Origin of the sequence: Streptomyces sp. NPDC002138 (genome assembly GCF_040296485.1) — a bacterium.
Lineage (GTDB): Bacteria > Actinomycetota > Actinomycetes > Streptomycetales > Streptomycetaceae > Streptomyces.
This window is the reverse complement of sequence record NZ_JBEOXE010000045.1, coordinates 1-21,190: the sequence shown is the minus strand read 5'-3', so window position 1 is coordinate 21,190 and position 21,190 is coordinate 1. Positions and strand designations below refer to the sequence as shown.

General features: G+C 72.9%; 22 protein-coding genes. 11 read left to right on the top strand and 11 right to left on the bottom strand.

Annotation, left to right across the window (positions count from 1 at the left end; genetic code table 11):
• Positions 1 to 3 precede the first annotated feature (3 nt).
• Both ABT084_RS26195 and ABT084_RS26190 read right to left on the bottom strand, forming a co-directional pair.
• Positions 4 to 897: a hypothetical protein gene (locus ABT084_RS26195; RefSeq protein WP_351048547.1), complete on the bottom strand. Its 894-nt coding sequence runs from the start codon at positions 895 to 897 to the stop codon at positions 4 to 6.
• Positions 898 to 900: 3 nt separating this feature from the next.
• On the bottom strand, positions 901 to 1,962 hold the full coding sequence (locus ABT084_RS26190; protein ID WP_351048544.1) for a 3-oxoacyl-ACP synthase III family protein: 1,062 nt from the start codon (positions 1,960 to 1,962) through the stop codon (positions 901 to 903).
• Positions 1,963 to 2,457: 495 nt separating this feature from the next.
• Here ABT084_RS26190 and ABT084_RS26185 point away from each other — a divergent pair, with 495 nt between their 5' ends.
• Together ABT084_RS26185 and ABT084_RS26180 are read left to right on the top strand one after the other, a co-directional pair.
• On the top strand, positions 2,458 to 3,324 hold the full coding sequence (locus ABT084_RS26185) for an alpha/beta fold hydrolase (protein ID WP_351048543.1): 867 nt from the start codon (positions 2,458 to 2,460) through the stop codon (positions 3,322 to 3,324).
• On the top strand, positions 3,317 to 3,901 hold the full coding sequence (locus tag ABT084_RS26180) for a TetR-like C-terminal domain-containing protein (RefSeq protein WP_351048540.1): 585 nt from the start codon (positions 3,317 to 3,319) through the stop codon (positions 3,899 to 3,901). The genes ABT084_RS26185 and ABT084_RS26180 overlap by 8 nt, the downstream gene beginning before the upstream one ends.
• A 147-nt stretch (positions 3,902 to 4,048) precedes the next feature.
• Here ABT084_RS26180 and ABT084_RS26175 read toward each other — a convergent pair whose 3' ends face one another.
• Positions 4,049 to 4,942 (bottom strand): NADP-dependent oxidoreductase, encoded by an 894-nt coding sequence (locus ABT084_RS26175; protein WP_351048538.1) that lies wholly within the window; start codon positions 4,940 to 4,942, stop codon positions 4,049 to 4,051.
• Positions 4,943 to 5,012: 70 nt separating this feature from the next.
• On the opposite strand from ABT084_RS26175, the gene ABT084_RS26170 reads away from it, so the two are divergent.
• A complete protein-coding gene (locus ABT084_RS26170; protein ID WP_351048535.1) occupies positions 5,013 to 5,588 on the top strand; it encodes a TetR/AcrR family transcriptional regulator in 576 nt (191 codons plus the stop codon).
• A gap of 29 nt (positions 5,589 to 5,617) precedes the next feature.
• Here ABT084_RS26170 and ABT084_RS26165 read toward each other — a convergent pair whose 3' ends face one another.
• Entirely contained in the window at positions 5,618 to 6,532 is a 915-nt protein-coding gene (locus ABT084_RS26165; RefSeq protein WP_351048533.1) for an esterase/lipase family protein, read from the bottom strand.
• 166 nt (positions 6,533 to 6,698) lie between these two features.
• On the opposite strand from ABT084_RS26165, the gene ABT084_RS26160 reads away from it, so the two are divergent.
• Positions 6,699 to 8,045 carry a PucR family transcriptional regulator gene (locus ABT084_RS26160; RefSeq protein ID WP_351048531.1) on the top strand — a complete coding sequence of 449 codons (1,347 nt, stop codon included), beginning with the start codon at positions 6,699 to 6,701 and terminating at the stop codon, positions 8,043 to 8,045.
• 27 nt (positions 8,046 to 8,072) lie between these two features.
• Here the strand turns inward: ABT084_RS26160 and ABT084_RS26155 are convergent, their stop codons facing one another.
• Positions 8,073 to 8,933, bottom strand: coding sequence for an SGNH/GDSL hydrolase family protein (locus ABT084_RS26155; RefSeq protein WP_351048657.1), 861 nt, complete (start codon positions 8,931 to 8,933; stop codon positions 8,073 to 8,075).
• A gap of 127 nt (positions 8,934 to 9,060) precedes the next feature.
• Positions 9,061 to 9,624, bottom strand: coding sequence for a PadR family transcriptional regulator (locus tag ABT084_RS26150; protein ID WP_351048528.1), 564 nt, complete (start codon positions 9,622 to 9,624; stop codon positions 9,061 to 9,063).
• A gap of 128 nt (positions 9,625 to 9,752) precedes the next feature.
• On the opposite strand from ABT084_RS26150, the gene ABT084_RS26145 reads away from it, so the two are divergent.
• Entirely contained in the window at positions 9,753 to 10,196 is a 444-nt protein-coding gene (locus ABT084_RS26145; protein WP_351048526.1) for a nuclear transport factor 2 family protein, read from the top strand.
• 34 nt (positions 10,197 to 10,230) lie between these two features.
• Here the strand turns inward: ABT084_RS26145 and ABT084_RS26140 are convergent, their stop codons facing one another.
• Entirely contained in the window at positions 10,231 to 10,764 is a 534-nt protein-coding gene (locus ABT084_RS26140) for a PadR family transcriptional regulator (RefSeq protein WP_351048523.1), read from the bottom strand.
• A 110-nt stretch (positions 10,765 to 10,874) separates the two neighbouring features.
• Here ABT084_RS26140 and ABT084_RS26135 point away from each other — a divergent pair, with 110 nt between their 5' ends.
• The 6 genes from ABT084_RS26135 to ABT084_RS26110 all read left to right on the top strand — a co-directional run bounded on the left by ABT084_RS26135 (position 10,875) and on the right by ABT084_RS26110 (position 16,790).
• Entirely contained in the window at positions 10,875 to 11,465 is a 591-nt protein-coding gene (locus ABT084_RS26135) for a DUF3159 domain-containing protein (RefSeq protein ID WP_351048520.1), read from the top strand.
• An 80-nt stretch (positions 11,466 to 11,545) separates the two neighbouring features.
• Positions 11,546 to 13,525, top strand: a complete 1,980-nt coding sequence (locus ABT084_RS26130) for a bifunctional metallophosphatase/5'-nucleotidase (protein WP_351048517.1) — start codon at positions 11,546 to 11,548, stop codon at positions 13,523 to 13,525.
• Between the two features lie 676 nt (positions 13,526 to 14,201).
• On the top strand, positions 14,202 to 14,690 hold the full coding sequence (locus ABT084_RS26125) for a lamin tail domain-containing protein (protein ID WP_351048514.1): 489 nt from the start codon (positions 14,202 to 14,204) through the stop codon (positions 14,688 to 14,690).
• A 185-nt stretch (positions 14,691 to 14,875) separates the two neighbouring features.
• Entirely contained in the window at positions 14,876 to 15,352 is a 477-nt protein-coding gene (locus ABT084_RS26120; RefSeq protein WP_351048511.1) for a phospholipase, read from the top strand.
• Between the two features lie 94 nt (positions 15,353 to 15,446).
• Entirely contained in the window at positions 15,447 to 16,151 is a 705-nt protein-coding gene (locus tag ABT084_RS26115) for a hypothetical protein (protein WP_351048508.1), read from the top strand.
• Between the two features lie 138 nt (positions 16,152 to 16,289).
• Positions 16,290 to 16,790: an anthrone oxygenase family protein gene (locus tag ABT084_RS26110; RefSeq protein ID WP_351048505.1), complete on the top strand. Its 501-nt coding sequence runs from the start codon at positions 16,290 to 16,292 to the stop codon at positions 16,788 to 16,790.
• Positions 16,791 to 16,854: 64 nt separating this feature from the next.
• On the opposite strand, the gene ABT084_RS26105 is transcribed toward ABT084_RS26110, so the two are convergent.
• The 4 genes from ABT084_RS26105 to ABT084_RS26090 form a co-directional block, all read right to left on the bottom strand.
• Positions 16,855 to 17,451: an anthrone oxygenase family protein gene (locus ABT084_RS26105; RefSeq protein WP_351048502.1), complete on the bottom strand. Its 597-nt coding sequence runs from the start codon at positions 17,449 to 17,451 to the stop codon at positions 16,855 to 16,857.
• Positions 17,452 to 17,624: 173 nt separating this feature from the next.
• Positions 17,625 to 19,043, bottom strand: coding sequence for an adenosylhomocysteinase (gene ahcY / locus ABT084_RS26100; RefSeq protein ID WP_351048499.1), 1,419 nt, complete (start codon positions 19,041 to 19,043; stop codon positions 17,625 to 17,627).
• A 6-nt stretch (positions 19,044 to 19,049) separates the two neighbouring features.
• Positions 19,050 to 20,063, bottom strand: a complete 1,014-nt coding sequence (gene metF / locus ABT084_RS26095) for a methylenetetrahydrofolate reductase [NAD(P)H] (RefSeq protein ID WP_351048496.1) — start codon at positions 20,061 to 20,063, stop codon at positions 19,050 to 19,052.
• A gap of 14 nt (positions 20,064 to 20,077) precedes the next feature.
• A partial coding sequence (locus ABT084_RS26090) for a vitamin B12 dependent-methionine synthase activation domain-containing protein (protein ID WP_351048494.1) occupies positions 20,078 to 21,190 on the bottom strand: 1,113 nt, incomplete at its 5' end.

The following is a 21,190-nucleotide window of genomic DNA, read 5'->3' as shown; positions in this document are numbered from 1 at the left end:
CTTTCACCAGCCCTCGGGGGTGTAGCTCGCGCAGACCACGCTGGGGCCCGCGCCCACGCTGACGAAGAGCAGCCGGTCGCAGTCGCGCGGGCGGCCGGCGTCCAGCGCCCGGAGGTAGCCGAGCACGGGGGCGGCGGTGTGCGGCTCCCCGGCGGATTCCGGCGCCCGAACCTCCGCCGGTTGCGCCCCCCGAACCTCCGCGGGAGCCGGCTCCGGCGGCCCGATGACGAGGGTGCGGGCGAGGTCGAGCCCGAACTCCCGCGCGTAGGCGGCGGCCGCGGTGGCGGCCAGGGCGCTGCGGCGGGCGGCGTGGCCGGGCTCGCGGCGCACGGTGATCAGGGAGCGGCCGTCGCCGCCCATGCGCGCCGTGTCGAGGTACCCCTCGGTGCCGACCGGCCCCTCGGGCGCGTAGTGGCGTACGGGACCGAACCCGCTGCCGGGGTCGGCGCCGCGCTCCAGCAGCCAGGCGCCCGCGAGGTCGGCGTACGGGTATTCGGGGTCGCTGCGCGCGTCGCCGCCGGGGTGCACGTCGGCCGCGGTGATCAGGAGGCGCTCGGTGCTGCCGGTGTCGAGGAGCGCCTGGCCGACCTGGACGGCGCCCAGTACCCCGCAGGCACCGTTCATGAGGTCGAAGGAGAAGGCCGGGGCGGGGTCGGCGAGGTAGTCCAGGCTGATGCCCGCTTCCTTCTGGACCAGGGCGGCGAGGGCCGGTTCGAAGGTGTTGGACTCGCGGTAGACCCCGACGTTGACGAGGACGCCGACGGCCGCGGGGGACAGCCCGGCCCGGGTGAGGCACGCGCGGGCGGCGCGGCCCGCGAGGGCGACGGTGGTGGTCCCGCCGGACGTGGCGGAGCCGCCGAAGTACGCGGTGGCCGCGGTGGTGATGACCATGCCCATGGCTCAGACCCCCATGTTCGTGATCGTGGCGGACAGGGCGCCGGTCACGACGCCGGAGGCGGCGGGGACCAGCAGGAAGGTGGAGCCGGGGCGGGCGGTGCCGGCCCGCAGGTGCTCGCGCAGGGTCAGGAAGTGGGAGGTGGTCGCGGTGTTGCCGAAGCGCTCCACGACCGCGAGGGAGGTGGGCATCGGGGCGTCGAACTCCCGCTCGCCGGTGGCGTTGACGTAGTCGATGAAGCGGGTGCCGACCTGGTGCTGGACCACGTAGTCGAAGTCCTCCGCCGCGAAGTCCCGGCCGGCCTTGGCCAGCAGGTCCTGGTGGAACCGGGGCCAGAGGGCGAGGCGGTCCTTGTCGTGCATCTTCTTGTTGTCCGTGTAGAGGGCGATGCCCTCGCTGCGGTCGCTGGGCATGCCCATGCACAGGTGGGAGTACTCGGAGCAGGTCAGCATCTCGACGTAGTGGATGCGGTCGTCCTCGTCGGTGGCCCGGTCCATGATCACGGCGGCTCCCGAGTCGCCGACGGAGAGCGAGGCGAACTGCGGGTCGTAGGAGTCGCTCAGCTCGCGCGCGGCCGTGTCGGCGACGCGGGTGGCCTGCTCGCCGCTGACGACCAGGCCGCGGCGCACCGCGCCGGAGCGGATCATCCGGTCGAGCAGGTAGACGCCGGTCATCATGCCCGCGCAGGCGTTGGAGACGTCGAAGTGGATCGCGGAACGCGCGCCGAGTTCCCGGGCCAGCGAGGCGGCGAAGGACGGTTCGAAGGTGAAGCGGCCGCCGTCCTTGAAGCGGGTGATGGACGCCGATATGACGATGTCGAGGTCGGCGGCTTCGTAGCGGGAGACGGCCAGCGCGTCGCGCGCGGCCGACAGGGCCATTCCGAAGGAGTCCTCACCCGCGGCGGGATCCGGGTCGGCGACCCGGCGCTCCACGACTCCGGTGATCCGCTGGACGTCCACGCCGTGGAGGGAGCCGGTCCGTCCGATCAGGTCACGGGTGGTCAGCGTGTGCGCCGGTATGTGGGCCCCTAAGGCCTCGAACCGGCTGCCTCGCTCGGTCGTACTCACGTGTGTCTCCAGGCTGGACGAGCGTGCGCGGACGCCGCACGGGCAGCGCGAACTGCCGCGGCGGCCGCGCGGGAAGGGTGGGGTGGGGGATGCTTCCTGGTGACAGAAAGCGAAGTTACCGTAACGTACGGACTTTGGAACCTGGCCCCGGAGCAGCCCATAAGCGGGCCAGCGGGGTGAATACCGGCCAATCGCCGCATAGTTGTCATTACGCCAAAGGCCGGGCCTTCGACCTCACCGGGCGGCACGGGCACACCCGGGGCTCGGGGCGCGCCTGCCCGGCCGACCGGAACCTGACCCGCCCGAACGGGCCGCCGGTATCCGAAAACCTGTCCGGAATCACCCGGTCCGAATTGACCGCTCCCGCTGCCCCGGCCGACGCCTCGGCGAGGGCCTTGGCGGGGGCCGCGGCAGGGGCCTTGACGGGGTCGGCTAATGGCATTAGCTTAATGGCAACAGACATTAGCTCGCAGGTCTCCGGAAGAGGGCAGGGCGATGACCGAGTTCCTGAAGGTCGAAGGCGGACAGCTCGCGTACGACGTCGCGGGCGAGGGCCCGCTGGTCGTGCTGGCGCACGGGATGGGGGACAACCGCGGGGCGTACGGCGAGCTGGCCGCGCTCCTGACCGGTGCGGGTTACCGGGTCGCCCGTACCGATCTGCGGGGACACGGCGAGTCCGACGCCGGGTGGGCCTCGTACAGCCGGACCGATGTGGCGGGCGACCTGCTGGCGCTCGTACGGCACCTCGGCGGCGGCCCCGCCGTCCTGGTGGGCCACTCCTTCGCGGGCGGCGCCGCCACCATCGCGGCGGCCGACGAGCCGGGGCTGGTCCGCGCGGTCGTCGAGATCGCCCCCTTCACGCGAGCGCAGAAGATCGACCTGGGCGCCATGGCGCGGCAGGGGCGCTACCGCAAGGGAATGCTGCTGCTCATGGGGGCCGGGGTGCTGCGCAGCGTGGGGCTGTGGACGCGGTACCTGCGCCACGCCCACCCGCACATGGGGCGGGCCGCGCTGGCCGCCCGGCTCGGTGCGCTGGAAGGCGACCTGCGCAGGCCCGGGCGGATGGCCGTGGTCGCCGCGATGGGGATGTCCGCGCCGACCGACGCCGGAGCGCGCCTGGGTGCCGTGGGGTGCCCCGCGCTGATCGTCGAGGGCACGCTCGACCCCGACTGGGCCGACTCCCGCGCCGAGGGCGAGGGCATCGTGGCGGAACTGCCCGCGGGCCTGGGCCGGGTGGAGATGATCGAGGGGGCGGGCCACTACCCGCACGCCGAGTACCCCGCGGAGACCGCCGACGCGATCCTCGCCTTCCTGGGCTCCGCGGGCCCCGCGGGCTCCGTCGAGGACGACGCCCGTGGCTAGGGCGGCGCTGTCGGCGGAGGCGGTGGTCGAGGTCGCGCTGAAGCTCATCGACGAGGGCGGCGAGGGTCCCGAGGGCGGGCCCGCCGCGCTGACGCTGTCGGCCGTGGCCGCCCGGGCCGGGGTCGCGACCCCGTCGCTCTACAAGCACGTGCGCAGCCTGGCCGAGCTGCGCGACCTGTTGTCGGCGCGGATCACGAACGAGATGGCGGACGAGGTCGCCGCCGCCGTCCTCGGCCGCTCCTCCGACGAGGCCGTCCGCGCCCTGATGACGGCGTGGCGCGCCTACGCCCGCCGCCATCCGCACCGGTACGCGGCGCTCCTCCAGCGCCCCGAGCCCCGGACGGCCGAGGCGGGGGCCCGGCTGGTGAGCATCATGCTGGCCACGCTGCGGGCGTACGGCCTGGAGGACTCCGCGGCGATCCACGCGGCGCGCTGCCTGCGGGCGGCCGTGCACGGGTTCGCGGCGCTGGAGACCGGGGGCGGCTTCCAACTGCCGGAGAAGCTGGACGAGACGTACGACCTGCTGGTGCGGATGGTGGTGGCGGGGCTGCACGCGCCGTCACCGTCGGCGGGGTGACTGGCGGACGGGGCCTGATGAACGGCCGAGGGAGCCCGGCGACCGGCCGACGGGGACCTGGCGACCGGCCGTTCGGCGCGGGACGCGGGGCGGGCGGGCAGAGCGGGACGCCGGGCGGGCAGAGCCGGACGCCGGGCGGGCGGCGGTTCAGACGAGCAGGACGCGGCGCCCGCGGGTGTGGCCGGCGCGGCTGTCGGTGTGAGCCGCCGCCGCTTCGGTGAGCGCGTACGCCTTCGCGACCGGGATGTGGAGCCTGCCCCGGGAGATGAGATCGACGGCCTCGGCGAGCGCGTCCGGCACGCTCCCGGCCACGCCGGAGAACCGCACGCCGAGGCGCGGCGCACCGAGGTCGGCGATGGAGACGACCTTGCGCGGGTCCCCGGTCAGCTCGACGAGTTCGCGGATCACGCCCGAGCCGGCCAGGTCGAGGGCCGCGTCGACCGGGCCCAGGTGCCGCACCCGTTCGACCCAGCCCTCGTCGTACGTCGTGGTGAGCGCGCCCAGGCCGCGCAGGTAGTCCTGGTTCGCGGCCCCGGCCGTGCCGATCACCCTGATGCCGCGGGCGCGGGCGATCTGCAGCACCGCCGACCCGACGCCCCCGGACGCGCCGCTGACCAGAAGCGTCCGGCCGGGCCGCACGCCGACCTCGCGGATGACGCGCAGCGCGGTCTCCACCACCGACGGGTACCCGGCCGCCTCGTCGAAGTCCAGCCCCTCGGGCATCCGGGCCCAGGCCGACAGCACGGCGAATTCGGCGTACGTATCGACGCCTTCGCCGAACACGCGGTCGCCGACCTCGATCCCCTCGACGCCCTCGCCGACCTCGTCCACCACCCCGGCGGCGTCCAGTCCGACCCCGGCGGGCAGCTCGACCGGATGGGCTCCCAGGACCTGGCCCTCCCGGACCCTCCAGTCGACGGGGTTGACGCCCGCCGCCCGTACCGCGATGCGTATCCGGCCGGGGCCCGCGTGGGGCTCCTCGGCTTCCACCAGGTGCAGGACCTCGGGACCGCCGAAGGCGGCGAAGCTGATTTTCCTCATGCGGCCGAAGATAGGCCTAACGGTTAGCATTTTGCAACAGTGCTGGATTCCTACCTGGTAGTGTCAGGGCATGACCGAGACGACCGGGCGCCGCGAACGCAAGAAGGCCGCGACCCGTCAGAAGATCGCCGACACCGCGCTGTGCCTCTTCCTGGAGCGCGGGTACGACGCCGTGGGCATCCGTGACGTGGCGGCCGAGGCCGACGTGGCCGTGACCACCGTCTTCGCCCACTTCGCCTCGAAGGAGGCCCTGGTCTTCGAGCGCGACCAGGACTTCGAGCAGCGCCTCACGCGGGCGGTGACCGACCGGCCGCCGCACGAGCCGCTCATCCCCGCGCTGCGCCACACCGTCCAGGCCCTGGTGCGGCACTGCACCGCGGAGGGGAGTGCCCCCCTCCGGCGCATGATCGAGGGGTCCCCCGCCCTGCGGGAGTACGAGGAGTCGATGAGCCTGCGTCACGCGCAGGCGCTGGCCGCGGCGCTGGCCGCCGATCCCCGCCTGTCCCGGAGCGCGACGGCCTGCCGGGCGACCGCGCGGTTCACCATCGACGCCTACGCGCTGGCCTGCCGGGCGGACGATCCCGGGGCCACGGTCGACGAGGTCTTCCGGATGATCGAGGCGGCCTGGGAAGCCACCGCGCCCTGACCATGAACCGGGCCCGTGGCCGGGACGGTTCAGCCCGGGGAGCCGACGGCGCAGATCAGGAGGGGGGTCGCGCGGCTCGGGTCGAGGGCGCCCCGGACCAGGTGCCAGACGTTGAGGTCGTACGCCTCGCCGATGTGGCCCACCGGGTCCAGGGGGCAGGAGTCCTGCACGTAGCGGTTGTCGACGCCCGGTTCGCGGACGAACGCCGTCTCGGTCGGGGTGACGAGCTCGTCGTAGCGCGACGAGATGATCGTGTACGCGATCCCGCGCTGGGCCACCGGCCCGTCGTTGAGGGTGACGATGGCGGGGCCGCCGGGGAACTCGTCGGACAGGACCGGGATGCCGAGCGTGGCCGCGATGTGGTCGAGGGTGCCGCGGCCGAGGACCTTGTCGCCGAGGTCGACCAGGCGCGCGGCGTCCGTGCCGTGGGTCGGGGGCGCGATGGCGACGACGGCCTTGATGTGGGTCTGGATGCCCTGCGTCTTCGCGAGGTAGAGGGCCTGCAGGCCGCCCTCGGAGTGGCCCACGACGCTGACCTGGGCGGCGCCGGTGGCGGCGCGCACCCGCTCGACGTACTCCTTGATCTCCACGCTGGAGACGGCCACCGGCTTCAGACCGCCCACCAGCGGGAAGCCCTCGTAGGCGCCGTAGGTGAGGGCGAAGGTGCAGTAGCCGCGGGCGGCGAGGTCGGCCTGGAGGTAGTTGAGGTCCTCGTACCAGGTCGCGAAGGTGCCGTGGAGGAGGACGACCGGCTCCGGGTGGGCCGCGCTCGGGCGGCAGGAGAAGTCGTTGATGCCGCCGGAGGCCGCGGCGGCGGGGGCCGGGGCGGCGGCGGGGGCCGGCTCCGCCGCCCGGGCCGGGGCCGTCGTGGCCGCCAGGGCGAGGGCCACCGGGAGGGCGGCCCGGGCGAGCCACCTGCGGACGGGGTGTGCGGTCGCTGTCATCGCAACTCTCCTGAGGGGGTGAGCCGTTCTGGCCGGACGCGTCGGGCCGGGGGGCCGGCCCGACATCTGGTCGGACTGCACAGGATGCTCCGGCCGGGACCCGCTGTCCCCTGGCGGTACGCGCAGAAAGCTTCCACCCGCGTTTGTGCACGGTGACAATGCGCGGATGGACGAGTCCGGATTCGCCGCGTCGCTGCTGCCCCGGGTCGGGGAGATCGCCGCGGCGACCGTCGCGCACCTGACGGCCGAGATCCCCGCCTACCGGCTGCTGCCCGACAGCGTCATCGCCGGGGACCTCCTCGCCAACACCGAGGCGGTGCTGCGGCTGTTCCTGACCACCCTCGCCGAGGGCCGGCCGCCGACCGCGCCGGAGCTGGCCGCGCCTGTCGCGTGGGGGGCGGAACGGGCCCGGGACGGGGTGCCGCTGGAGGCCGTGCTGCGGGTCTACTCGCTGGGGGCGGGCGAGGCGTGGAAGCTGGCGCTGGCCGCCGCGGGGGTGGGGGCGGGGTCGGGGGACGGGCCTGGGAGCGGGCCGGGGATCGATCCGGACGTCGCTCCGTCCATCGATCCGTCCGTCGATCCGTCCGTCGATCCGTACGTGCTGGGGACGCGGCTGCTCGGCTTCCTGGGCGAGGTGATGCCGAAGGTCGCCGCGGCGTACGTACGCGAACAGGCGGACCTGGACTGGGAGCAGCGCGAACACGGCCGGAATCTGGCCGACGTCCTGCTCGCCGGGCGTCCGGCCCGGCGGGCGGCGGAGCGGTACGGGCGCACGCTCGCGGAGCGGTACGACGTGGTCGTCTTCCGGCTGCCCGACGCGCACGGCGGCGCCGCGACGGGGGTGCTGCGCGCCGTACGGACCGAACTCGACCGCAATCCGGAGGTGCTGGCCACGCTCAAGGGCGAGGGCGGGGTGCTGCTCGTGCCGGTGGTGGAGGACGGTGACGGAGGCGGAGGCGGAGGCGGTACGGGCGCGGGCCCGGGGCGGCCGGACGGGCTGCGGCACCCGCCGTGCGCGGCGCGGCGGCTGCTCGGGCGGCTCGACGCGGCGACCGAGCAGCGCTGCATCGCGGCGGCCGCCAGGGCGCGGGGGCACGCGGCGGTGGCGCAGGCGCACACGGAGGCGTCCGAAGTCCTGTCGCTGGCCGAGGCGCTGGGCCGGGGCCCGGGGCTGTACCGGTTGGCCGACCTGGCCGTGGAGTACCAGCTCGTGCAGCCGGGCCCGGCCCGCGACGCGCTGGCCCGGACCCTGGCGCCGCTCGGGGACCAGCCCCATCTGCTGGACACCCTGCGGGAGTTCATCGCGTCGGGCTACCGGCGCGCGGAGGCCGCGCAGGCCCTGACGGTGCACCGCAACACCCTGACCTACCGGCTCGGCCGGATCCACCTCCTCACCGGCTACGACGCCACGGACCCGGCCGACGCCCGCAGACTGGCCGCGGCCCTGACGGCAACGGACGCGGCGCGCGGCCCGTCGCCGTCGCCGTCGCCATCGCCGAGGCCGGGGGCCTGAGCGGGAGCCCGCCTGGGTGGGTCGGGTTCAGTGACCGGGGGCCTGATCGTGTCGGGGTCGGGCGTCCGGCGCGTACGGGGTCACCGGGAGCAGGGTGGGGCGTTTCGCGGTGCGGTCCGTGCCGGAGGAGCGGCCGCGCAGGCGGCGGCTGAGCCAGGGGGTCAGGAAGGCGGTGGCCCAGCGGAGTTCGGACGCCAGGGTGCGGGGCGCCGGGCCGGGGCCGGGCAGGGGGCGGGTCCACGCGTCGTCGCTGCCGGGCAGGGCGAGGGCGTGGGCGACGGCCGCGGCGATGCGCGCGTGGCCGAGCGGGCTCGCGTGCAGGCGGTCCGGGCTCCAGAGGCGGGGGTCGGTGACCACGGGGTACCGGGCGGTGTCCGCGACGGCGACGCCGTGGCGGTCGGCGGCCAGCCGGATCCGGGCGTTGAGGGCGGTGACGCGGGAGCCGAGCGGGCGGGCGAGCGGGACGAGCAGGCCGATGTCGGGGAAGGTGACGGTCGCGACGCGGGCGCCCTGGCCGGTGAGCGCCGCGAACATCGCCTCCAGGTGGCCGGCGGTCTCGTCGGGGTCGAAGCGGGGCCGCAGCAGGTCGTTGACCCCGGCGACGACGGTGGCCAGGTCGGGGCGCAGCGCGAGGGCGGCGGGCAGTTGCTCGGCCCTGACCTGGCCCGAGAGGCGGCCGCGCACCGCCAGGTTGGCGTACAGGACGCCGGGGGCGCCTGGGGCGCCGGTGGCGCCGGTGGCGCCGGGGTGGTGGAGGGCCAGCGCCTCGGCGAAGCGGTCGGCGCAGCCGCGCAGGCCGGTGGTGTCGTCGCCGTCGCCGAGCCCTTCGGTCTGACTGTCGCCGAGGGCGACGAACCGCAGGGGGTGCGGGAGGCCGTCCCGGGCCATGGCTGCCCCGGCCGTGACCGCCTCCGGCGTGTTCGGCTCGGCCGTCGTCGGCTCCGGCGTGGTCCGCTCCGGCGTGACCGGCTCGGGCATCGTCGCCTCCGGCGTGGTCGGGTCAGGCATGGTCGGGTCAGGCATGGTCGGGGTGCCTTTCGCGCAGGACCGTGATCGTGCGCTCGTACCACTCGCGGTTGGCGCGTTCGAATTCGAGGCCGCGCAGGCAGGTCAGGTACGGGCCGATGCGGTCGCCGTGGCGCAGGTACTCCTCCTCGGTGCGCTGGCCGCGCATCTTCCACAGCATCGCGTCGAAGAGTTCGATCTTGGCGCTGGCGAAGATGGCCCGTTCGGTGAGCTGGGTGATCAGTGCGCCGGTGTCGACGTGGTCGGCGGCCTGGACCTTGACGACCAGGTCGTCGCGCATGAAGGACGGCTTGGTGACGGCGGCCGTGAAGCGGTCCAGCTCGGCCAGACCCGTGGGGGTGACTCGGAACAGCCGCTTGTTGGGGCGGGTGTCCTGGACGACCTCGCGGCCCGCGATCAGGCCTTCCTGTTCCAGCTTGGCGAGTTCGACGTAGAGCTGCTGCGGGAGGGCGTGCCAGAAGTTGGCGACCCCCATGTCGAAGGCCTTGGCCAGCTGGTAGCCGCTCAGTTCCTCGTCGAGCAGCGCCGCCAGTACGGCGTGGCGCAGTGCCATCGGGGTGCCGCCTTCCTCTTCTTCGTCCCTCGCGGGCCCTGGTCACGGGCCCTGGTCACGGGCATGACCCTGCGCCATCATAGTCAAGAAAGTGACTAATCATGTTCGCTACTAATCAAGGAGCCGTCATGACCACCACCGCGAGCACCGTGGACCGTTTCCGCGCCGCCGTCGACGCCCGTGACCTCACCGCCCTGGAGGAGCTGTTCACCGAGGACGTGCGGCTCTACAGCCCCGTGAAGTTCACCCCCTTCGAGGGCCGGCCGATGGTGCTCGGGCTCTTCGGGGTGCTGCTGCGGACCTTCGAGGACTTCCGTTACGTCGGGCGGTTCGATGGGGCCGCCGAGACCGGGGTGGACGGATCCGAGGCCCCGGCGGCGGTGCTGGTCTTCCGGGCCACCGTGGACGGCAAGGAGATCCACGGCATCGACCTGCTGCACCTGGACGCGCAGGGGCGGATCAAGGAGTTCACCGTGATGGTCCGGCCGCAGTCGGCGGTGCAGGCGCTGGGCCGGGCGGTGCTGGCCGGCCTGGTGGCGGACGGCCTCGCCCCGGCCCCGGCAGCCCCGTAACCCGTAACCCGTAAGCCCGATCTGCCCCGACCGCTCAGGCCTCGCCGCGCCCCCGCCCCGGGATCTGGCCGAGGGCCCAGCGGGCCCACTCCCGCCTGGCCTCGGCGTCGCGCAGTCCGTACTCCAGGACCAGGCGCCCGGAGAGCGCGAGCGGATGGCCCGTCCACGCGTGGCTGTCGCGCAGCCGCTCCAGCCGGACCCGCTGCCCGTCCTCCACCGCCGCCATGCGCGCGAGGTGCTCGCGGGCCCCCTCGGGCGGGAGGAGGCCGAGGAAGAAGACGCGCAGCATGGCGTCGCTGCGCAGCGGCTGGGGCGGGGCGGGGGTGGTCAGCCAGCGCTCCAGCTCGGCCCGGCCCTCGGGGCGCAGCGTGTACTCCTTGCGCCCCCGGGGGCCTTCGGCGGAGACGTCGACGAGCTCGGCGCCGGCCATCCGGGTCAGCTCCCCGTAGACCTGGCTCTGGGTGGCGCGCCAGACGTTGGCGAGCGTGGTGTCGAACAGCTTCATCAGGTCGTACCCGCTGGAGGGGCGGTCGGTCAGCAGGCCGAGGAGTGCGTGTCGGAGGCTCATGGACACGAGGCTACATTCCACTATTGACATGTCACAAGGGAACGTTCTACTTTTGACCTGTCAGGCCAGGAGGGCAGGCCGGACACACCCCGACCGAAAGAGACCCGGCCATGAAGTCGAACCCGCTCATCAGCTTCGTCCCCTGGATCGCCTTCTCCGAGGCGGCGGGCAGCGGTCTCGCCCCCCAGTGGTCGGCGGCGCTCGCCGCGCTGGTCTCGCTGACCCTCGCGAGTCCGGCGCTGGTGCGCGGCAAGGTGATGCTGCTGGACGCGATGGGCGTGGTGACCTTCGCGGGGCTCTCGGCGGTGGCCTGGATCGGCGGGCACGGAGCCGAGGTCTTCGTCACCGACTACGGCCGGACGGTGGCGACCGCCGTACTCGCCGTACTGATCTTCCTGACCCTGCCGTTCATGCCCTTCACCGAGCAGTACGCCCGCCAGGAGGTCCCCGCGGCGGCCTGGAGCTCCCCCTTCTTCAAGAAGACGAACCGGCTCTTCTCCGCGGCGTGGGGCGGCGTGTTCGCCCTGATGACCGTGGCCCACCTGATCGCCCTCGCCGCCCCGGCCGACGGCGACCTGAACTGGATCTGCAACTGGGGCGTGCCGATCGCCTCCGTCGTCCTGATGTTCAAGTTCATGAAGCGCTACCGCGCCGAGCACGCCCCCGCCCAGGGCGCCGGGTTCGCACTCAAGCAGGTGTGACCGGCGCGTGACGCCCCCGTCGGCCGGACGTTGTGAAGGGGACACGACCCGTGCGACAGCGGCCGGAAGGGGACGGGACGATGACAGGGGCGGGCAGGAGGGCGGGCGCGGGGGCCGGCCTGGGGAGGCGGCGGTTCCTGACGGCCGCCGGAGCGATCGGGGTCAAGGCGCTCACCGGGACCGCGGTCGCGGGCAGCGCGGCGGCGCTCGACGCGGCCGGCGCGGCCGGGTACGTCGACGTACAGCTGCTGAACATCACCGATCTGCACGGGTACTTGAGCGGTCCCCCGGCCCGGGACGCGGTGATCACGGGGGCGGACGGGGCGACGTACACCGTCGGCGGGGTCGCGCACATGGCCACCCACCTGGAGCGGCTGCGGGCCGGGTGGGCGAACTCCTTCTTCTTCGCTCCCGGCGATCTGTTCTCGGGGTGGGAGTTCCCCGCCTTCAGCCTGTCCGACGAGCCGACCATCGAGGCGCTGAACCGGCTGGGGCTGAACTTCGCGACCGCCGGGAACCACGAGTTCGACCGGACGCCGGGCTTCCTGACGGAGCACATGGAGCGGGGCGCGGGCGCCGCCGCCGAGGGGGCCGGGGTCACCCACTCCTTCACGGACTCGGCGGGACTGCGGTTCCACGGCGCCGACTTCCGCTACTACAGCGCGAACGTGACGGCGGGCCAGGGCGACGGGACGCCCGTACTGCCCCCGTACAACATCGAGTGGGTGAGCGCGCCGGGCGGGCGGCGGCTGCCCGTCGGGTTCATCCACCTGACCGCGCTGGGCACGGAGGGCTTCCCGAACTCGTTCCAGCCCGGGCTGCGCACCTCGGACGAGGTCGCCGCCGCCGACCGGTGCGCGGCGCTGCTGAAGGCGCAGGGGGTCAACGCCATCGTGCTGAGCATGCACGACGGGGCGGTGGCCGGGGACGCGTTCGACTCGGGGACCGCGCCGAGCGGTCCGGCGTACGAGCTGGCGCTGCGGGTGTCGGCGGACATCGACGCGATCGTCACCGGGCACTGGCACCGGGCCTTCACCATGATGCTGCCGGACCCGGCCGGACGGCCGCGGCCGTTCGTGGAGGCGGGCTGCCACGGGCAGATCGTCAACGAGATCACGCTGCGGCTCGACGCGGACACCGGCGCGGTGGTGCGGGAGCTGACCACCTCGACCAACCACCCCAACTCCCATGACGTGCCGGAGGATCCGGGCCTGCGGGAGGTGGTGGACTACTGGCGGGGCTTCGCCCGGGAGCGGGCCGGCCGGACCATCGGGCGCCAGCGCGCCCCCTTCCGGCGGCAGCTCTCGGCGGCCGGGGAGAGCACGATGGGGAACCTGGTGGCCGACTGGGCGCTGTGGGCGGCCGCGCAGGCGCCGGACCCCTTCGACACCAGCCCCCGGCCCGTCCCCGCGCCGCCTCCCGCGGACCTGGCGCTGATCGCGCTCGCGCCGCGGGCGGGCCGCAGCGTGATCAATACCGACCTGGTGGCGGCGCCCGGCGAGGACGCCGTCACCTTCGAACGGGCGTGGCAGGCGGTGGGGTACGGGAATCCGCTGGTCACGGCCTCGGTCAGCGGGGCGCAGCTGCACGACGCGCTGGAGCAGCAGTGGGCGACGGACGCGCGGGGCGCCCTGACGTACGCGCCGCTCGCGGTGTCGGCGGGCGTGCGCTACTCCTTCGACCCGGCGCGGCCCGCCGGGGACCGGGTCGCGCCCGCCGACGTGCTGATCGGGGGCGAGGCGCTGCGGCCGGAGCGGGTGTACCGGGTGGTGACGACCTCGTACACGCTGACCGGGCAGGACGGCTATCCGGCGCTGGGCGGGTACCGGGAACCGGTGCGCCACCGGCGGGACATGGAGAGCTTCACCGCGTACGTCGCCGCCCTCGGCACCCTCGAGGCCGCGCCGACGGGCCGTGTGAGCGCGAAGGGCGGGGCCTCGGTCCTGCCGGGGCAGGCGGGTCTGCTGGTGCCGCTCGACGCGCCGGTGCAGGACCTGCCGACCCCCGTCGCGGCGGAGGAGGAGGCCGCCCGGGACGCGGGGCGGCGGCCGGTCTGCTGAGGGCGGCGGTCAGTCCCGGGACAGGTGGCGGGCGAGCACGTCGAGGGCGTCGGCCACCTCCCTGAGCTGCTCGGGGGCGGGTTCCCCAGCGCGGCGGCGAGGGCGTCCTCGATGGTGGTGGACCGGACCTCGGCCACCCGGCCACGGTCCGGCAGATACCGGCCGCCGCCCCCGCGGCGTCACGCGCGGTCGCCCGCGAACTCCGGATGACCTACCGCTCGCGGCATGGTCAGCAGCACCTCAACGGGGACCACTGGGACGACTGGCTCGCCAGCGACTGCCCAGCCTTGCTCATCCGCGGCAGCCGCAGCTCGGTGCTCAGCGCGGAGCACGCGAAGGACTTGGCTGCGCGGCGCCCCCACACTCGACTCATCGAACTCCCCGCCGGACACACCGTCCACGAGACCGTCCCAGTGGAGTTCGCCGCAGCTGTCAGCGGGTTTCTCGGTTCGCTGTGAACCTACTCGAATGAGATCCCCAGCCGGTGACCCACCGCGACGAACCACAGCCAGAACCCGTTCACGCCACTCCGATCACACGCCAATCATAGAATATTGCCTATTTGTCTGTATTCGGTAACCTTGGGCGTTTTGCTAGAAAACGCTCGGCGCGCGCGCCACAGTGTGGGTTCCCGGCAGCAAGCCGGGGACCCGCACGTTCTTGAGGTGACATCTCCATGTCTGCTTCGCGCACCACTCGCCGCGTCCTCGCCACCGTCGTGGCCTCCGCCGCCGTCCTCGGCGCTGCCGCCCTCCCGGCCGCGGCCGCCGACGGCCGCGACCACGGTCGTCACGGTCACGGCATGACGGGCAAGCACTCCACGATCATGATCGGCAAGGTGCAGTACGACAGCCCCGGCCGCGACGACCGCTCCAACCGCAGCCTCAACGGCGAGTGGGTCGAGGTGAAGAACACCGGGAAGAAGCCGGTCAACCTGCGCGGCTACACCCTCACCGACCGCCAGGGCAACCGCTACCACTTCCGCAACCTGCGCCTCGACGGCCACGCCAGCGTCAAGGTCCACACGGGCAAGGGCAAGGACACCGCCCACGACGTGTACCAGGACCGGACCAACTACGTCTGGGACCACCGCGACGCGGCCACCCTGCGCAACGAGCACGGCCGCATCCTGGACAGCCAGAGCTGGGGCAGGAAGGGCCGCTAGCCGGTCGCCTGACGGCCCGCACGGCCACGCCGCGCCACGCGCCGGGCCCCCGTCCCTTCAGGGACGGGGGCCCGGCGCGTTTCCGGTTGTCAAGCCGCGCGATGCCATCCCTTTATCTCGGCCGTACATCCTGGGCACGCCGCGCCGTCGATCCCCCCGGCGCGCCCTTCCCCTGGAGGTTCCTGATGCGCCGTAGACTCACCGCCGCGCTCGTCCCGGCCACCGCCGCGCTCCTCGTCTTCGCGGGGCCCGCCTCCGCCGCGCCGGCCGACAAGCCGCAGGTGCTGAGCAGTTGGACCCAGACCAGCGCGGCGAGCTACAACGCCTGGCTGTCGGCGCGGAACAACCGGACCCCGTGGGCGGCGTACGGGTTCGACTGGTCGACCGACTACTGCTCCTCCTCCCCCGACAATCCGTTCGGTTTCCCGTTCGCGACGGCCTGCGCGCGCCACGACTTCGGCTACCGCAACCACAAGGCGGCGGGCATCTTCCCGGCGAACAAGTCCCGCCTCGACGACGCCCTGTACGCCGACCTCAAGCGGGTCTGCGCCGCGTACTCGGGGGTGAAGAAGGCCTCCTGCGACTCCACCGCCTGGACCTACTACCAGGCGGTCAAGGCCTTCGGAAACTCCCCGGCCGTCGACGGCGGCGCCGCGGCCTGACGCGCTCCCGTCCGCACCGGAAGGAACCGGCGGACCGGTCGGCACGTCCCTTCCGTGCCGACCACCGCCGTGCTCCGAAAGGGGACCGAGGACGATGCGCCGTACGACCACCGCACAGTTCACCCGCAGGGCCGCCGCGACCGCCGTGACCGGCGTGGCGGCGGCCGCGCTGCTCACCGGCTGCGGGACCACGCCCGCCGGCGGGGGCAGCCCCGAGCGCCCCGCCCCCATCAGCGCCACGAGCCCCCGGAGCTGCCCCGGATCCGGCTCCGGCCCGGACGGCGGGCAGGCGCCGCCGACCGTGATCGACGGCACGCCCGCCAACACCCCCGAGGCGGCGGCCCTTTCGCAGGCCGTCGGGGAACAGGGCCGGGGCGCCTTCGCCGACGTGTACTCCACCCAGATCACCGACGCGCCCCCGGGCCGGGTGACGCTCTGCGTCACGGACCTGGCCCGCGGCCGCCTCCTGCTGGAGGCCGCGCACCGGGCGGATCCGCGGGCCGATCCGGCCCGCGCCGACCTCTACCTCAGCCGGTACACGCACGGGGCCCTGGCGGACGCGGCGCAGCGGATCGTCCGGCTGCGCGGCGCGGAGCCCGTCTACGCCGCCGCCCCGGCCGGCGACGCGAGCGGCGTCACCGTGTTCACGAGCGCCGAGGGCCTCGCCTCCGCGGACTTCAGGTCCCGGCTGGAACGCGTGGCGGGCGGCGGCATCCCGGTGACCCTGACGCTCGGCGACGCCCCGCAGGGCGCGGGGGCGGACGCCCCCTCGGACGCGATGAGCCACGCCCCCCGATGAGCCGGCGCCCACAGGCCCGCTCAAGGCATCGTCGAGAGCGGGTGGAGCCGCCCGCGCCTCGGGCGGCCGACGCCCGTATGATCGCGGTGACTTGACGATCTGATGACCTGTCGATGACCACGAGCAGGGGGAAATCACGTGGAGACCGCCCGTCTGGCCTCGCTCATCGCCGCCACCGTCACCATGGGACTGGTCAGCGGGCTGTTCTACGGCTTCGCCGTGGCGGTGATGCCGGGGCTGAAGCGCAGCGACGACCGCACCCTCATCACGGTCATGCAGCGGATCAACGTGGCCATTCTGAACGGCTGGTTCGTCCTCGGCTACATCGGCGCCTTCCTCTTCACGGCGCTGGCGCTGGGCCTGCACGTCACGGCCGACGGGCACGATCTGCTGGTCCCGCTGAGCGGGGCGCTGCTCTGCTACATCCTCTCGATGGGCGTGACGAACCGGGTGAACATCCCGCTGAACAACGCCCTGGAGAAGGCGGGCCCGGTCGAGCGGATCGCGGACCCGGGCGCCGTGCGGCGCGCCTTCGAGGGACCGTGGGTACGCGCCAACGTGTGGCGCACGCTGCTGTGCACGGCGGCGCTGGGCTTCCTGGCCTGGGCGCTCGTACTGCACGGAACCGCCACCGCCTGAGGCACTGGCGGTGGCGGTTCGGGGGCCGGCGGGCCGGCGGACGGCGGTGGTGCGGGTCAGCCGGTCAGCGGGTGGCGCGGCCGTACAGCATCAAGGCCCGGGACAGGGCCGTCAGGGCGACCGTGCACAGCAGGGTGCGCACGATGTTGGTGCTCACCCAGGTGGTCTTGAACTTGTCGACGATCGAGAAGTCGGTCATCTTCGCGGCGTTGCCGGCGTCGGCCAGCTCGTTGTTCAGCGGGATGTTGACGCTGAAGGTGATCAGGAGGACGACGAAGTAGGCGACGGCCGCCGCGGCGACCCAGATCGCCACGTTGCGGCGGCCCTTGCGGAACTCGACGATCGCCGAGACGACCGCCACCACCAGCGCGAGCATGAAGGCCATCCCGAAGAGGGGGCTGCCGTCGATGACCGAGTTGAAGTTCTGCATCGCCGTGACGTACGTCCGGTCGTCCGCCTTGGCCAGACCCGGCATCACCGAGATGTCGAAGGCGAAGAACAGACCGGCCATCAGGCCGACGAGAACGGTCGAGACGAGGAGCAGGACGGTGGGCAGCTTGCCGCGCTCGGCGCTCGCCGACGGCCCGGGCTGACCGGCGTACGGCGAGTGCTGCGGCTGCTGCTGGTATTGGTTCGGGCTACCGGCCGGATTGGTGTTCATGGGTGTGTCCTTCGGTGGTTGGTCGGGTCGTGCCTGCCCTCGGCTCGGACGTCCGATCGTGGCATCCCCCGGGACCCCCGGCCATGGCCTTTCCACCGGCCCTCGAGCGTCTTTCGAGGGCCGGTGGCGGATTCTGTTCGGCTGCGCGTACGCCCGGTGGGTGCCGGGGTCGATCAGTAGCGGTAGTGGTCCGGCTTGTACGGGCCCTCGACCGGGACGCCGATGTAGGCGGCCTGCTCCGGACGCAGGGTCGTGAGCTTGACGCCGAGGGCGTCCAGGTGGAGGCGCGCGACCTTCTCGTCCAGGTGCTTGGGCAGCACGTAGACGTCGATCGGGTACTCCTCGGGCTTGGTGAACAGCTCGATCTGGGCCAGGGTCTGGTCCGCGAAGGAGTTGGACATCACGAAGGACGGGTGCCCGGTCGCGTTGCCGAGGTTCAGCAGGCGGCCCTCGGACAGCACGATGAGGACCTTGCCGTCGGGGAACTTCCAGGTGTGGACCTGGGGCTTGACCTCGTCCTTGACGATGCCGTCGATCTTCGCGAGACCGGCCATGTCGATCTCGTTGTCGAAGTGACCGATGTTGCCCACGATCGCCTGGTGCTTCATCCTGGCCATGTCCGAGGCCATGATGATGTCCTTGTTGCCGGTCGTGGTGATGAAGATGTCGGCCGTCTCGACGACGTCATCGAGGGTGGCGACCTGGAAGCCGTCCATCGCCGCCTGCAGGGCGCAGATCGGGTCGATCTCGGTGACGATGACACGCGCGCCCTGGCCGCGCAGCGACTCGGCACTGCCCTTGCCGACGTCGCCGTAGCCGAACACCACGGCCGTCTTGCCGCCGATGAGGACGTCGGTGGCGCGGTTGATGCCGTCGATCAGGGAGTGGCGGCAGCCGTACTTGTTGTCGAACTTCGACTTCGTCACCGCGTCGTTCACATTGATCGCGGGGAACAGCAGGGCGCCCTCGCGGTGCATCTCGTACAGGCGGTGCACTCCCGTCGTGGTCTCCTCGGACACGCCGCGGATCTCGGCGGCCAGCGCCGGCCAGTCGATGGCGCTGCGCCCGAGCAGCTCGAGGACCAGGCGCAGTTCCTCGTTGTCAGCGGTCGAGGGGTCGGGGACCGCGCCCGCCTTGGTGAACTCGACGCCCTTGTGGACCAGGAGGGTGGCGTCACCGCCGTCGTCGAGGATCATGTTCGGCCCGGAGTGCCCCGGCCAGATCAGCGCCTGCTCGGTGCACCACCAGTACTCCTCCAGCGTCTCGCCCTTCCAGGCGAAGACCGGTATGCCCGCCGGGTTCTCCTGGGTGCCGGTCGGGCCGACCGCGACGGCGGCGGCCGCGTGGTCCTGGGTGGAGTAGATGTTGCAGGACACCCAGCGGACCTCCGCGCCGAGCGCGACGAGGGTCTCGATCAGCACGGCCGTCTGCACGGTCATGTGCAGGGAACCGTTGATGCGGGCACCCGCGAGCGGCTGCGCGGGTGCGTACTCCTTGCGGATCGACATCAGACCGGGCATCTCGTGCTCGGCCAGGGTGATCTCCTTACGGCCGAAATCCGCGAGTGAGAGGTCTGCGACCTTGAAGTCCATGGGGTTCTACTCCGTGATGGTGGTGGCGGGGGTGGCCTGGGTGGCTGAGGTGGCCTGGGTGGCTGAGGTGACCGGGATGGCTGATGTCCGGCGCGTGTCCGGGTCAAGGTTCTGATGGATCTCTAGAGTCGCGGTGGACTTGTTGAGGGTGATGTAGTGCAGGCCGGGCGCCCCTTCGGCGAGCAGCCGTTCGGCCATCCGGGTGGCGTATTCGACGCCGATGCGGTGGCCGTCGCCGGGGCTGTCCTTGGCCGCTTCGAGGCGCTGGGCGAGGGCGGCGGGGAAGCGGGCGTCGCTCAGTTCGGAGAAGCGCTGGATCTGCCGGTGGTCGGTCGCGGGCATGATCTCGGGGATCACCGGGGTCAGGCAGCCCATCGAGCAGAGCCGGTCGCGCAGCCGCAGGTAGTCCTCGACGTGGAAGAACATCTGGGTGATGGCGTAGTCCGCGCCCGCCCGGCACTTGGCGACGAAGTGGCGGATGTCCTCGTCCCAGGAGGGCGAGCGCGGGTGGCGCTCGGGGAAGGCGGCCACGCCGACCGTGAAGTCCCCCAACTGCCGTATAAGTGAGACCAGTTCATGGGCGTGGGCCAGGCCTTCCGGGTGCGCCGTCCACTCGCCCTTGGGGTCGCCGGGCGGGTCCCCGCGCAGGGCCAGGACATCGCGGATGCCCGCGTCGGCGTACTGCCCGATGATGTGGCGCAGCTCGGCCACCGAGTGCCCGACGGCGGTCAGGTGCGCGACCGGGCGCAGGGTGGTCTCGGCCGCGATGCGCTTGGTGACCTCGACGGTCCGGTCGCGCGAGGAGCCGCCCGCGCCGTAGGTGACGGACACGAAGGAGGGTGCGAAGGGCTCGATCCTGCGGATGGCGTTCCACAGGACCCGCTCCCCCGCGTCCGTCTTCGGCGGGAAGAACTCGAAGGAGAAGCTCTGCCGGCCCTGGGCCAGCAGGTCGCGGACGCCAAGCGTGGCCGGGGCGGACGTGCGGGGGCGTTCCGTGAGGGCGGTGAGTGTGGCCGGCATGTCTGTCTCCTTTCTCAGCGTGCGTTGAAGTACTTCGCTTCCGGGTGGTGGATGACGATGGCGTCGGTGGACTGCTCGGGGTGGAGCTGGAATTCCTCGGAGAGGTGGACCCCGATCCGCTCCGGCTGGAGGAGGTCGGCGATCTTGGCCCGGTCCTCCAGGTCGGGGCAGGCGCCGTAGCCCAGGGAGAAGCGGGCGCCGCGGTACTTCAGGTCGAACATGTCTTCGACGCGGTCCGGGTCCTCGCCCGCGTAGCCGAGTTCGGCACGGACGCGGGCGTGCCAGTACTCGGCCATCGCCTCGGCGAGCTGGACGGACAGGCCGTGCAGCTCGAGGTAGTCGCGGTAGGCGTCGGCCGCGAAGAGCTTGGCGGTGGCTTCGCCGATCTTGGAGCCGACGGTGACGACCTGGAGGCCGACGACATCGGTCTCGCCCGATTCCTCGGGGCGGAAGAAGTCCGCCAGGCACAGGCGGCGGCCGCGGCGCTGGCGGGGGAAGGTGAACCGGGTCCGCTCGTTGCCCTGCTCGTCCAGGATGATCAGGTCGTCGCCCTTGGACACGCACGGGAAGTAGCCGTAGACGACTGCGGCTTCGAGGAGGTTCTCGGTGTGCAGCTTGTCCAGGAGCCCGCGCAGCCGCGGCCGTCCCTCGCTCTCGACGAGCTCCTCGTACGTCGCCCCGCCCGCGCGCGCCTGCTTGAGACCCCACTGCCCCTTGAACAGGGCGCCCTCGTCCAGCCACGACGCGTAGTCCTTCAGCGGGATCCCCTTGACCACCCGCGTCCCCCAGAACGGCGGGGCGGGCACGGGGTTGGTGACGGAGACGTCCGAGCGTACGGAGCCCAGCTCGGGGATGTCCTCGATGTCCACCACGGGCGCCGCGTCCCGCTGGGGCACGCGGCGCTGCTTGAGGGGCGGGAGCTCCGCTCCGGCCACTCCTCGCTTGATCCCCATGAGGGCGTCCATGAGGCGCAGGCCTTCGAAGGCGTCGCGGGCGTAGCGGACTTCGCCTTCGTAGATGTCGTGGAGGTCTTGTTCGACGTAGGCGCGGGTCAGGGCGGCGCCGCCGAGGATGACGGGGTAGTCGGCGGCCAGCTTGCGCTGGTTGAGCTCCTGGAGGTTCTCCTT

What these genes read in the sequence shown, in the direction of transcription:
- metF (WP_351048496.1), bottom strand. Translation starts at nt 20,063, where the DNA reads ATGCCGGCCACACTCACCGCCCTCACGGAACGCCCCCGCACGTCCGCC.
- ABT084_RS26195 (WP_351048547.1), bottom strand. Translation starts at nt 897, where the DNA reads ATGGGCATGGTCATCACCACCGCGGCCACCGCGTACTTCGGCGGCTCC.
- ABT084_RS26130 (WP_351048517.1), top strand. Translation starts at nt 11,546, where the DNA reads ATGACAGGGGCGGGCAGGAGGGCGGGCGCGGGGGCCGGCCTGGGGAGG.
- ABT084_RS26165 (WP_351048533.1), bottom strand. Translation starts at nt 6,532, where the DNA reads ATGACAGCGACCGCACACCCCGTCCGCAGGTGGCTCGCCCGGGCCGCC.
- ABT084_RS26175 (WP_351048538.1), bottom strand. Translation starts at nt 4,942, where the DNA reads ATGAGGAAAATCAGCTTCGCCGCCTTCGGCGGTCCCGAGGTCCTGCAC.
- ABT084_RS26105 (WP_351048502.1), bottom strand. Translation starts at nt 17,451, where the DNA reads ATGAACACCAATCCGGCCGGTAGCCCGAACCAATACCAGCAGCAGCCG.
- ABT084_RS26150 (WP_351048528.1), bottom strand. Translation starts at nt 9,624, where the DNA reads ATGGCACTGCGCCACGCCGTACTGGCGGCGCTGCTCGACGAGGAACTG.
- ABT084_RS26185 (WP_351048543.1), top strand. Translation starts at nt 2,458, where the DNA reads ATGACCGAGTTCCTGAAGGTCGAAGGCGGACAGCTCGCGTACGACGTC.
- ABT084_RS26120 (WP_351048511.1), top strand. Translation starts at nt 14,876, where the DNA reads ATGCGCCGTAGACTCACCGCCGCGCTCGTCCCGGCCACCGCCGCGCTC.
- ABT084_RS26170 (WP_351048535.1), top strand. Translation starts at nt 5,013, where the DNA reads ATGACCGAGACGACCGGGCGCCGCGAACGCAAGAAGGCCGCGACCCGT.
- ABT084_RS26145 (WP_351048526.1), top strand. Translation starts at nt 9,753, where the DNA reads ATGACCACCACCGCGAGCACCGTGGACCGTTTCCGCGCCGCCGTCGAC.
- ABT084_RS26155 (WP_351048657.1), bottom strand. Translation starts at nt 8,933, where the DNA reads ATGGCCCGGGACGGCCTCCCGCACCCCCTGCGGTTCGTCGCCCTCGGC.
- ABT084_RS26160 (WP_351048531.1), top strand. Translation starts at nt 6,699, where the DNA reads ATGGACGAGTCCGGATTCGCCGCGTCGCTGCTGCCCCGGGTCGGGGAG.
- ahcY (WP_351048499.1), bottom strand. Translation starts at nt 19,043, where the DNA reads ATGGACTTCAAGGTCGCAGACCTCTCACTCGCGGATTTCGGCCGTAAG.
- ABT084_RS26125 (WP_351048514.1), top strand. Translation starts at nt 14,202, where the DNA reads ATGTCTGCTTCGCGCACCACTCGCCGCGTCCTCGCCACCGTCGTGGCC.
- ABT084_RS26135 (WP_351048520.1), top strand. Translation starts at nt 10,875, where the DNA reads ATGAAGTCGAACCCGCTCATCAGCTTCGTCCCCTGGATCGCCTTCTCC.
- ABT084_RS26115 (WP_351048508.1), top strand. Translation starts at nt 15,447, where the DNA reads ATGCGCCGTACGACCACCGCACAGTTCACCCGCAGGGCCGCCGCGACC.
- ABT084_RS26140 (WP_351048523.1), bottom strand. Translation starts at nt 10,764, where the DNA reads ATGAGCCTCCGACACGCACTCCTCGGCCTGCTGACCGACCGCCCCTCC.